At 59.8% G+C, this 11296-nt stretch carries 7 protein-coding genes and 1 pseudogene; 5 read left to right on the top strand and 3 right to left on the bottom strand.

The window, feature by feature from the left end; all coding sequences use genetic code 11:
* From AACS18_RS19825 to mioC, 3 genes and pseudogenes are all read right to left on the bottom strand, one after another.
* Positions 1-112: pseudogene (locus AACS18_RS19825) on the bottom strand (16S rRNA (guanine(527)-N(7))-methyltransferase RsmG); the annotation flags it as partial.
* A gap of 8 nt (positions 113-120) precedes the next feature.
* Positions 121-2010: a tRNA uridine-5-carboxymethylaminomethyl(34) synthesis enzyme MnmG gene (gene mnmG / locus AACS18_RS19820; protein ID WP_108613102.1), complete on the bottom strand. Its 1890-nt coding sequence runs from the start codon at positions 2008-2010 to the stop codon at positions 121-123.
* A 508-nt stretch (positions 2011-2518) separates the two neighbouring features.
* Complete coding sequence (gene mioC / locus AACS18_RS19815; RefSeq protein WP_181363335.1) at positions 2519-2968, bottom strand: FMN-binding protein MioC; 450 nt, start codon at positions 2966-2968, stop codon at positions 2519-2521.
* 396 nt (positions 2969-3364) lie between these two features.
* Between mioC and AACS18_RS19810 the strand changes: the two genes are divergently transcribed.
* The 5 genes from AACS18_RS19810 (at position 3365) to fhuB (ending at position 10892) form a co-directional block, all read left to right on the top strand.
* Positions 3365-5461: a TonB-dependent siderophore receptor gene (locus tag AACS18_RS19810; RefSeq protein ID WP_108613099.1), complete on the top strand. Its 2097-nt coding sequence runs from the start codon at positions 3365-3367 to the stop codon at positions 5459-5461.
* Positions 5462-5540: 79 nt separating this feature from the next.
* Positions 5541-7187: a multidrug ABC transporter permease/ATP-binding protein gene (locus AACS18_RS19805; RefSeq protein ID WP_108613098.1), complete on the top strand. Its 1647-nt coding sequence runs from the start codon at positions 5541-5543 to the stop codon at positions 7185-7187.
* Positions 7188-7233: 46 nt separating this feature from the next.
* Positions 7234-7998 (top strand): ATP-binding cassette domain-containing protein, encoded by a 765-nt coding sequence (locus AACS18_RS19800; protein ID WP_076494161.1) that lies wholly within the window; start codon positions 7234-7236, stop codon positions 7996-7998.
* Between the two features lie 30 nt (positions 7999-8028).
* A complete protein-coding gene (locus AACS18_RS19795) occupies positions 8029-8922 on the top strand; it encodes an ABC transporter substrate-binding protein (RefSeq protein ID WP_108613100.1) in 894 nt (297 codons plus the stop codon).
* Complete coding sequence (gene fhuB, locus AACS18_RS19790; protein WP_108613097.1) at positions 8919-10892, top strand: Fe(3+)-hydroxamate ABC transporter permease FhuB; 1974 nt, start codon at positions 8919-8921, stop codon at positions 10890-10892. Before AACS18_RS19795 ends, fhuB begins: the two co-directional genes overlap by 4 nt.
* Positions 10893-11296: the final 404 nt, after the last annotated feature.

Raw genomic sequence — 11296 nt, 5'->3', positions numbered from 1 at the left:
AAGCCTTGTTCCACTTGTGCAGCAACTCGACCAACTGCACCAGTTGGCTCTTTTGGGTATCGGTGATAACAATTTCGGCCTGCTTGAGCAGGCCGTTCAGTCTTTCCAACATGGGATTCCTCAGGCGGTTTTACGCAGCAGGCCGTGTTTTTTCAGGTGAACCAGCAGGATGGAGATGGCCGCCGGGGTGATGCCGGAGATACGGGAAGCCTGACCAATGGTCTGCGGTTTGGCATCGTTCAGCTTGGCTTTCACCTCGTTGGAGAGGCCGTTCACCTCGCGATAGTCCAGATCCAGCGGCAGCAGGGTGTTCTCGTTGCGCAGCTGCTTTTCCACTTCATCGTGCTGACGCTCGATGTAACCGGCGTACTTGATCTGGATCTCAACCTGTTCGGCCGCGGCAGGATCAGTCACGGAAGGGCCGACCCCTTCGATGGCCATCAGCGCATCATAGGTCACCTCGGGGCGACGCAGCAGCTCTTCCAGACTCTGTTCGCGGGTCAGCGGGGTGTTGACCAGGGCGTTGACCGCTTCCAGTGACGGATGTTGCGGGTGGATCCAGGTTGAACGCATGCGCTGACGCTCCAGCTCGACCTGTTCCATCTTGGCGTTGAACTTGCTCCAGCGCTCGTCATCCACCAGACCCAGATCGCGACCGATGGCGGTCAGGCGGATATCGGCGTTGTCTTCCCGCAGCAGCAGGCGATATTCGGCGCGGCTGGTGAACATGCGGTAAGGCTCGCGGGTCCCCAGGGTGGAGAGATCGTCCATCATCACGCCCATGTAGGCCTGATCCCGACGCGGGTTCCAGGGATCCTTGTCCTGGGCACGCAAGGCCGCGTTCAAACCGGCCATCAGGCCTTGTGCCGCCGCCTCTTCGTAACCGGTCGTGCCGTTGATCTGGCCGGCGAAGAACAGGTTTGGAATGCACTTGCTCTCCATGTTGGCTTTGAGATCCCGCGGATCGAAGAAATCATATTCGATGGCATAGCCTGGACGGGTGATGTGGGCGTTCTCGAAGCCGCGCACGGAACGGACGATCTGCACCTGCACGTCAAACGGCAGGCTGGTGGAGATCCCGTTCGGATAGAGTTCGTGGGTGGTAAGGCCTTCCGGCTCGACGAAGATCTGGTGCGCCGTCTTGTCGGCGAAACGGGTGATCTTGTCCTCGATCGACGGGCAGTAGCGCGGGCCGATCCCCTCGATCACCCCGGCGTACATGGGGCTGCGATCCAGGTTATTGCGGATCACCTCGTGGGTACGCTCGTTGGTGTGGGTGACGTAGCAGGGCACCTGACGGGGATGCTGGCTGGCATCGCCGATAAACGAGAAGACCGGACGCGGATCGTCGCCGTGCTGTTCCTGCATGACGGAGAAATCGACGCTGCGGGCATCGATGCGCGGCGGCGTACCGGTCTTGAGACGATCGATGCGCAGCGGCAGTTCACGCAGGCGTTGGGCTAGGGCGATCGAGGGAGGATCCCCGGCTCGGCCGCCCTTGTAGTTTTCCATCCCGATGTGGATCAAACCATTCAGGAAGGTACCGACCGTCAGCACCACAGTCTTGCCGCTGATGCGGATCCCGCTCTGGGTGACTACACCGGCAACACGATCCCCGTCCATGATCAGATCGTCACAAGCCTGCTGGAAGATCTTCAGGTTCGGGTAGTTCTCCAGCATCTGGCGAACGACGGCCTTGTAGAGCAGGCGATCCGCCTGGGCACGAGTGGCTCGCACTGCCGGGCCCTTGGAGGAGTTGAGGGTGCGGAACTGGATCCCGCCAAGATCGATGGCACGCGCCATGATCCCGCCAAGTGCGTCAACTTCCCTGACCAGGTGTCCCTTGCCGATCCCGCCGATCGCCGGATTACAGGACATGTGTCCCAGCGTATCGATATTGTGGGTCAGCAACAGGGTGTTCATGCCCATACGGGCTGCCGCTGTTGCTGCTTCGGTTCCGGCATGACCGCCACCGACGACGATCACATCAAATTGTTCATGGTATTGCATTGGGATCACCTTGATCTGCACGCCTGAAGATCTTTATTTGCCTGGGCTAAAGGGCGGAACATTCTATCTGTTTCGCGTCCTGAGGGGAACGTCTACTTAACGTTCAGTATGAAGGGAGGATCCACTAATTAGATCTTAAGGATCTTTAGATCGATCTTTTACTGGATCTCTTATTAGGATCCGCCCTTTCTGTTGATAAGCACTTTTTGATCATAAAGATCATTAATTTAAGGACGATCCTAGCTTGTGGAAAAGCTTGGATCCTGGCCCAGTGAACGAGGGGATAACCAGGACTTTTATACACAGAGGTCTGTCGGTCTGGATCTAATACATGGATAACTATAGGTTTTGCAGAGCTTTACACCGTAGTTATGCACATTAACCCTGTGCGTTGTGGGTAACCTTGTAGAACAACTCCCCCGGATCAATCTGTTAATAACATGGTGGATAGTCGATCTGGGGATAAGTGGGGAGATCAAGCTTTTTTTCAGGATCTCCCGCATGCAGATCAGGCGATCATCGTCATCCAGTCGCGGATCCACACTTCTGCGGCATCTTCGGGGATCTCGTGTTGGGTCACATCAATGTCGAGCCGCTCGCCGATCCGGCTAGCACCGCACTCGGCCAACAGTCGATCCAGTGTCTTGCCACCCTGGCAAAAGGTGTCATAACTGCTGTCGCCAAGGGCGATCACGCCATATTTCAATGAATTAAGATCCGGATTCTGCTCGGCAAGATCCTTGGCGAAGGGTTGCAGGTTGTCGGGTACATCACCGGCACCATGGGTGGAAGTGACCACCAGCAGGATGGATCCCGCATCATCCAGTACCTCTGCCAGCTTGGCCGGGTTGTGGATCCGGGTCTGGTGGCCAGCCTGTTCCAGCAGGTTGGCGACGTGGTCTGCGACATATTCGGCGGCGCCCAGCATGGAGCCGACGACGAGATTGAGTTTGGCCATGGAATGGATCCTGATTTCAGACAAAGAAACGGAAAGCCGGATTCTACCGCCAAAGGGTGTGGATAAATATGGATAAAGCTTGGGGATAATGGATCCAGTCAGATAATGCCACCGGATCCATCCTGCCGATCTTTTTTCTGCTTCTTTATATTCCTCTCCATTTTCTTCTCCGCTCATAGCTCTCCTGATGGCTCCCATCTCCCGCGAAATCCTGCCAACGATGCAGCTAGATAACAATGTAGATGCAAATGATTAGCAATTATTGAATCGATTCGATCACGGCTCCTGTAGTAGGATTGCGCTGCTTTATTCGCCCATGGAACAGGGTGATGTCGTGACAAACGACCACAAATAACAATTAAAACAACATAACTCATTGATAAACGAGACTTTAATATGATTGCGCAAAAATACACTACAGGACCCGGCAAGAAGGGCGCCTTCGGCGTGCTTTCGCTCTCCGGTTTGCTCGTCTCCCTGCCGCTGATGGCCGAACAAACCACCGCTGAGCTGCCCAAAGCCAGCGAAACCATGGTGGTGACCGGTACGGCCATGAAGGTGGAAGTGCCGATGGCCGAGACCCCTCGCGCCGTCTCCGTGGTTAATCGCGAGGAGCTGGATCAGCACGCCGTGTTGCAGCTGGATGAAGCTATTCGCTACCGTTCCGGCGTATTGACCGGTCTCTATGGTTCCGACAACAACACCGACTGGTTCAAGGTGCGTGGCTTCGATGCCGCCTCTTATCTGGATGGCAACCGGTTGTTTGGCACCGGCTATTACGTCTGGACGCCGGAACCGTTCGGTCTGGAGAGTGTGGAAGTGCTGAAGGGGCCAGCCTCGATCCTTTACGGTGAGGCGCCTCCGGGCGGGGTGATCAATGCCATCAGCAAGCGGCCGACCGCCACGCCGCAAGGGCAGGTAGATCTGCAGCTTGGCAGCCGGGATCATCGTCAGGTCGGGGTGGATGTCTCTGACGCGCTCTCCGACAACAGCCGCTACCGCATGGTTGCTCTTTATAAAGAGCGTGATGGTGTGCTTACCGGCACCTACAACGATCGCGTTTATCTGGCGCCGAGCGTCACCTTCGATCTTTCGGATCGTACCAGCCTGACCCTGCTGGCCAGCTTCCTGCACGACGAAGGGGTCCCGACCAACGGCTTCTTCCCGGTCTATGGCACCCTGAATACATCAGGTGGCCAGATTGATCCCTCTACCAACCTGAGCCAGCCGGATTACGATCGCAACCGCAATACCCAGATCTCCACCGGTTACGAGCTGGCCCACCAGCTCAACCAGACCTGGGAGTTCAAGCAGAACGTCCGTTTCAACTATAACGATCTGCTGCTGCGCCAGACCTATATCTTCCCGACCTATGAAGGCACAACTGCCAGTCGTGGCCTGGTTTACCGTGATGGCAATACCAAGAGTGCCACCATGGATAACCAGATGGTGGGCTACTGGAACACCGACAGCACCGAGCAGACCTTGCTGCTGGGGGTAGATCTGCAGCGTCACGTCAATGAAGGGGTCGAGGCCGACAACTACGGTATGGGCACCATCAATACCATGAACCCAGATTACAGCGGCTTCCCCGGTTTTGACGAGTCGACCGCCACTCACCAGAAGAGCAGCAAGGGCCAGAGCGGCCTCTATGCCCAGCACCAGATCCGCTGGGACGATCGCTGGTTGTTGACTGCCGGTGGCCGTTTTGACTATGTGGAGACCCACAATACCAATACCAGCAAGGACGAGCGCCAGTACGATCACGAGCTATCCCTCTCGGGCAGCCTGATGTATCTGGCTGACAACGGCCTCTCTCCCTACTTTGCCTATGCCGAGTCGTTCGAGGTGCTGCCGGGGATCGATCCTAACACCCGAAACTCCTACAAGCCGCTCAAGGGCAAGCTCTACGAGACCGGCGTTAAGTATGCGCCTGCCTTCCTCGACGGTTACATCAATCTGGCGCTGTTCGATCTGGCCCAGACCAACTCGCTGGTCTCTACCGGTTCCGGCCAGCAGACCCAGGCGGGTGAAGTGACCTCTCAGGGGGTTGAGCTGGAAGGGAGCGTGCAGGTGACAGATGCGCTGCGTCTGACCGCTGCTTATACCTACACCGATGCCAAAACCAACGACACCGGCAGTGGCGATCGCCGTGCCAGTCTGATCCCGCGCCACCAGGCCTCCTTCTGGGGTAACTACAAGGTGCAGCAAGGGGTGGCTTCGGGTCTGGAGCTGGGTACCGGTGTGCGTTATATCGGTTCCAGCGTGGGTATTGGCGCCGTGAATGCGGACTATACCCCCATCTACGGCTCTGCCGAGGTGCCAGCCCATACCGTCTGGGATGCGATGATCGGGTATGACTTTGCCAAGAACTGGCGTGCCCAGCTCAACGTCAACAACCTGCTGGGTGAAACCTACGTGGCCAGTTGTGACTATTACTGCTACTACGGCGAGCCGCGCAGCGTAGTGGGCAGCATCAACTACCGCTGGTAATCGAAGTCGGGCGGGAACCGGGTTCCCGCCCTTCTTTTCACCTGCAGTTGTTCTGATCTCTCTGGAATACCGGTCCGTTATGGAACTCTTGTCTCTGGTTTATCGCCAATATCGTTGGCCCTTTATCACCATTACTCTGCTCAGTCTGCTCTGTGCCGTCAGCGGGATTGGCGTCATTGCTTTTATCAATCAGTCTCTTATCGAATCTATAGGTGCTCCGCTGCCGATCCTAGGTCAGCTGGTCGGCCTGATTGTGCTGCTGCTGGTGATCACACTCGGATCTCAGCTGGCCCTGACCACTCTCGGTCACCATTTTGTCTACCGGTTGCGCGGCCGTCTGCTCAAGCAACTGCTGGATACCGATGTCGCCCGCATCCGCCAGATTGGTCAGGGGCCACTGCTGGCCTCCCTCTCCAGCGATATCGGCCAGATCACCATCGCCTTCGTGCGCCTGCCTGAGCTGGTGCAGGGGCTGGTGCTCACGCTGGGTTCTGCCCTCTATCTTGGCTGGCTCTCTCCTGCATTACTCGGGGTGACCGCACTCTGGGTCACCGTCGCCATGGTGGTGGGCTGGTTGCTGGTGAACCGTGTTTATCGCCATCTCTCCCACATGCGTCAGGCCGAAGATCGGCTCTATCAGAACTATCAGGCCATCATCGCTGGCAGCAAGGAGCTGGCGCTCAACCGCGAGCGGGCTCACTTCGTTTACCACCAGCTCTATGAGCAAAATGCCCGTGACTACCGCCAGCAGATCATCCGCGCCGACACCTATCACCTTAGCGCGGTGAACTGGTCGAATATCATGATGCTGGGGGCCATCGGTCTGGTCTTTTTTCTGGCCAACGGCCTTGGCTGGGCCAACACCAATGTGGCTGCTACCTTTGCGCTGACCTTGCTGTTCTTGCGCACTCCGCTGTTGCAGGGGATTGGCGCCCTGCCGACCCTGCTTGCCGCTCAGGTGGCGTTCGACAAGATCGCTACCCTCAATCTGGCCGAGCCGGATGCGGACTTCCCGCTGCCGCCCGCCATCCGCCACTGGCAGCGTATCGAGCTGGAGCAGGTGAGCTTTCACTATCAGGGGGAGGGCGGCTTTGCCGTTGGCCCCATCGATCTGGTCATCGAAAAGGGGGAGCAGAACTTCATCATCGGTGGCAATGGATCCGGCAAGTCGACCCTGGCCATGCTGTTGACCGGCCTCTACCAGCCTGTATCGGGCCGGATCCTGCTGGATGGTGAGCCGGTCACCGATCGCAATGGCTATCTGGCGCTCTTCTCCGCCATCTTTACCGACTATCACCTGTTCCAGCACCTGCTGGGGCCGGAACCCAAGGATGAGCTGGTGGCCGAGTGGCTGGAGCGGTTGCAGATGGGCAGCAAGCTCACCATCGAGGATGGCTTTATCGCCGATATCGATCTCTCCCAAGGGCAGCGCAAGCGGGTCGCCCTGCTGCTGGCGCTGGCCGAGCAGCGCGAGGTGATGCTGTTTGACGAGTGGGCTGCGGATCAGGATCCCCAGTTCCGCCGCATCTTCTATCAGGTGCTGCTGCCTCGCCTCAAGGAGATGGGCAAGACGGTGATTGCTATCAGTCACGATGATCACTACTTCCCGCTAGCCGATCGTCTGCTGGAGATGCGTCAGGGCCAGCTCACCGAACTGACCGGGGCGCGCCGCGCCGAAGTGAGCCGTGATGCGATTGCCCACCTGGATTGCGAGGTGCCGGCTTGATGCTGGCACCGATGAGACTGGCGGCAAGCCAGCACAGGAATTGCTTATGTTCGAGATGAAATCAGCCAGCTTCACGGTCAATGACCGCACGCTGCTGCACCCCACCGACCTGCGTTTCGAGCAGGGACAGGTCTATGGCCTCATCGGCCACAATGGGTCGGGCAAATCGACCCTGCTCAAGCTGCTGGCACGCCAGCAACCCCTCAGCGACGGCGAGATCCTGTTCGATGGCAAGCCGCTGCCCGACTGGGGCAACCGGGAGTTTGCCCGTCAGGTGGCCTATCTGCCCCAGCATCTGCCGAGCGCCGAGAATCTGCTCGGGCGGGAGCTGGTGGAGATGGGCCGCTACCCCTGGCGTGGCCTACTGGGCCGGATGGGGGCAGAGGATCACCGTCAGGTCGATCGGGCCATCGCTCTTACCCATACCGAACGCTTTGCCGATCGGCTGGTGGATACCCTCTCCGGCGGCGAGCGGGGCAGGGTCTGGCTGGCGATGCTGCTGGCGCAGGAGAGCCGCTTCATCCTGCTGGACGAGCCGCTGGCCGCGCTGGATGTGGCCCATCAGGTGGAGGTGCTGACGCTCGTCAAGCAGTTGAGCCGTCAGCTCAACCTTGGGGTCATCATCGTCATTCACGACATCAATATGGCCTCCCGCTTCTGTGATCGGCTGGTGGCGCTCCACTCCGGCCGCCTGCTCACCCACGGTGAACCTGAGGGGCTCATGACCAGCGAGACCCTGCACGCCATCTATGGCATCCCGATGGAGGTCATTCGCCACCCGGCTCATGCTCATCCCATCGCCATCGTCTGACCGGGGGCATCCTTGAACCTTTTATTGAAGATGGCCCCTTGTCTCGTCAGCCTGCTGCTGGCGCTCCCGTTGCAGGCTGCACAATCATCCGCAACAAACGAGGCCACCAGCGCGCTACCCCGTATCGCCACCGTCGACTGGACCATTGCTGAGACCCTGCTGGCACTCGGGGTGACGCCGCTGGCCGTTGGGGATGCAGGCCCCTATCAGGCATGGGTCGGCGAGCCACGGCTACCCGCCGTAGTGGTGGATATCGGCCTGCGCACCCAGCCCAACCGTGAGCTGCTGGCAGAGCTCAAACCCGACCGCATCCTCATCTCGCCGCTGGCGGCCCCGCTGGCGCCAACTCTTTCCCGCATCGCGCCGGTGAGCACCATCGCCCTCTATGATGGGCAAACCGATCTGTGGCAGAGACTGCACGAGGTGACCCTGACCCTCGCCCGTATGGTGGGCAAAACCGCCGAGGGCGAACGGCTGCTGGCCGGGCTGGATCGGGATCTCGCCAGTATGCAGGCCGGATTGCCTGCGGATCTGCCGCCCCTGCTGGTGGTGCAGTTTATCGATGAGCGCCATGTGCGGGTATTTGGTCGCCACAGCCTGTTCGATGCGGTGATGACGCGGCTTGGGCTGCGTAATGGCTGGCAGGAGCAGACCAATGACTGGGGTTTCTCGGTGGTCAGCATCGAGCAGTTTATGACCTTGCCAACCGCGCGGCTGGTGGTGGTCGATCCCATCCCGGTAGGGGTGAGCGAACGGCTGCAGGAGCCTGGGTTGTGGCAGCATCTGCCGCAGGTACGGCAGGCGCCTGTGCTGCATCTGCCTGCGGTATGGAGTTTTGGCGGCGTATTGGCCGCCCGCTGTTTCGCCGGTCTGCTCAGCGATGCATTGTTGCAAGATGCCGAGCGTATGGAGGCTGGTCGATGAAGCAACTGCTCACATCGCCGCTGCTGCGGCCGGTCTCGATCCTGCTGGGGTTGACCCTCTTGCTCGCGTATTGGGAGCTGGCTCGCCAGCTGCCCGGTGCGCTCTGGTGGCAGAGCCTCTTCGCCCCCAATCTGAATGACGTCAGCCAAGCGGTGGTGCATTTCAGCTGGCTGCCCCGCTTGGCGGTCACCCTGCTGGCCGGGGCGGCGCTCGGGCTGGCGGGTACCCTGATGCAGCAGGTGCTGCGCAACCCGCTCGCATCACCGACCACCTTGGGGGTAGCCTCCGGCGCCCAACTGGCGTTGATGATGGTGACCCTGTTTGCCCCCTCCTGGCTGTTGCTGGGGCGGGAGTGGATCGCCATGGCCGGTGGCAGCCTCGCGATGGCACTGGTGTTTGCCCTGGCCTGGCGTCGTCAGCTCAATCCGGTGGTCATCGTCTTTGCCGGGCTGGTGATCAACCTCTATCTGGCGGCCATCAGCATGGGGCTCTTGCTGTTCTTTCAGGAGGAGCTGAAAGGTTTGCTGGTGTGGGGCAGTGGCTCGCTAGTGCAGAACAGCTGGAGCGGGGTGAGTTACCTGTTACCCCGCCTGCTGGCAGCCGCTTTGCTGGCCGCAGTACTGGTGCGCCCGCTGGCGGTGCTGGAGCTGGATGATGCCAGCGCCCGCAGTCTGGGGGTCTCCCTTCAGCATCTGCGTTTTGCCGGACTTGGGCTGGCGGTGTTTGTCACCGCTTGCGTGGTGAGCATGGTGGGGCTGATCGGCTTTATCGGGCTGGCCGCACCCGCCATGGTGCGGCTGCTCGGGATCCGCCAGCTCGGCCAGCGGCTGTTGTGGGCACCGATCCTCGGCGCCCTGCTGCTGGCAGCGACCGATCTGTTGCTGCAGAGCCTGAGCCGCTTCTGGCCAGTCTTGATCCCCACCGGCGCCATGACCGCCCTGCTGGGGGCGCCGCTGCTGCTCTGGCTGATCCCGCGCCTGGGTTTCAAGTCGGGTACGCCTAAGGCAAACGCCGGCCTGCTGGTGGCTCGCCATCCGGCTCCGGCTCGCCTTATTGGCCTGTTGCTGGTCGGGCTGCTGCTGGCCGTGGTCGCCTCCCTGCTGTTGGGGCAGGGAATGGCGGGCTGGAGCTGGCCAAGCTGGCAGGCCCAGCTGGAGTGGCGGCTGCCGCGCACTCTGGCTGCGGGGGCGGCTGGCGTGCTGCTGGCGCTGGCGGGCACCCTGTTGCAGCGGGTCAGCAACAACCCGATGGCGAGCCCGGAGTTGCTGGGGGTGAGCGGCGGCACTTTTATGGGGGTGATAACGACGGCCTTACTGCTGCCAGCTTTGCCGTTGCCCATAATGCTGCTGGGCGGCCTGATCGGGGCCTTCGCTTGTCTCTTGCTGCTGGTGCTGGTCAATCGCAAGCAGGGCTTCCAGCCGGAGCGGATCCTGCTCTCCGGCATCGCCATCACGGCACTGTTTGAGCCGCTGCAGGCCATTGCGCTGGCCAACGGTGACATGCGGGTGCAGCAACTGCTCTCCTGGATGTCCGGCTCCACCTATTACGTCACTCTGCCGGTGGCCTATGGGCTGGTGGGGCTGGCGCTGTTGATGCTGGCCGCCTGCCTGTTGGTGAGCCGTTGGCTTGATCTGCTGCCAATGGGGGCGGCGGTAGCCACCGCACTCGGCATTCGCCTCAACCGTGCCCAGCTCGCCATCCTGCTGCTGGTGGCCGTGCTCACTGCCAGCGCCACCCTGGTGGTGGGGCCGCTCTCGTTCGTCGGTCTGCTGGCGCCACACATGGCCAAGCTGATGGGGTTGGTGCGGGCACGCTGGCACCTGCTTGGGGCCGCCGCTTCCGGCGCCCTGTTGATGGTATCGGCTGACTGGGTCGGTCAGCAGATCCTCTTCCCGCAGGAGGTGCCGGTCGGTCTGGTCTCCACCCTGTTAGGGGGCGCTTACTTCATGTGGTGCCTGCGTCGCCTCTAGGTTTGCGGACGAAAAACGCACAATAAAAAGCCCGGGATGAACCCGGGCTTTTTATTGTTTGCCGAACCGGCTTACTTGCCGATGCAGAATGTAAATAATCTATTATCTTCAATATGTTAGTGGCTTTTCGGGGGCCGCTTGGGGTAAAAGTAACTAAAACAGCATATTGAGAGGCCGCTCACGGGTTTCTGCTATCGTGCAGCGTTCCCACATAGTCCATTCTCGATCGTGCAGCCTTCCCATATGAATCAACGCGATGCTACTACACGCATTCAAAACCGCTTTTTAGGTGAGTTTTGAACATATTTTGAACCGACCATAACACCGTCCGGTGCCTGGAAAGCCGCTTTTACTCTTCGAACCGTGCAAACTTCCCATAGGTGGTTTGGCTAACCGTGCAATCA

It is taken from the genome of Aeromonas sp. HMWF015 (assembly GCF_963878965.1).
Taxonomy (GTDB): domain Bacteria; phylum Pseudomonadota; class Gammaproteobacteria; order Enterobacterales; family Aeromonadaceae; genus Aeromonas; species Aeromonas veronii.
This window is presented reverse-complemented; position numbering and strand designations above follow the sequence as displayed.

Coding starts and splice junctions, on each gene's coding strand:
- fhuB (WP_108613097.1), top strand. CDS start 8,919: ATGAAGCAACTGCTCACATCGCCGCTGCTGCGGCCGGTCTCGATCCTG.
- AACS18_RS19810 (WP_108613099.1), top strand. CDS start 3,365: ATGATTGCGCAAAAATACACTACAGGACCCGGCAAGAAGGGCGCCTTC.
- AACS18_RS19805 (WP_108613098.1), top strand. CDS start 5,541: ATGGAACTCTTGTCTCTGGTTTATCGCCAATATCGTTGGCCCTTTATC.
- mioC (WP_181363335.1), bottom strand. CDS start 2,968: ATGGCCAAACTCAATCTCGTCGTCGGCTCCATGCTGGGCGCCGCCGAA.
- AACS18_RS19800 (WP_076494161.1), top strand. CDS start 7,234: ATGTTCGAGATGAAATCAGCCAGCTTCACGGTCAATGACCGCACGCTG.
- mnmG (WP_108613102.1), bottom strand. CDS start 2,010: ATGCAATACCATGAACAATTTGATGTGATCGTCGTCGGTGGCGGTCAT.
- AACS18_RS19795 (WP_108613100.1), top strand. CDS start 8,029: ATGGCCCCTTGTCTCGTCAGCCTGCTGCTGGCGCTCCCGTTGCAGGCT.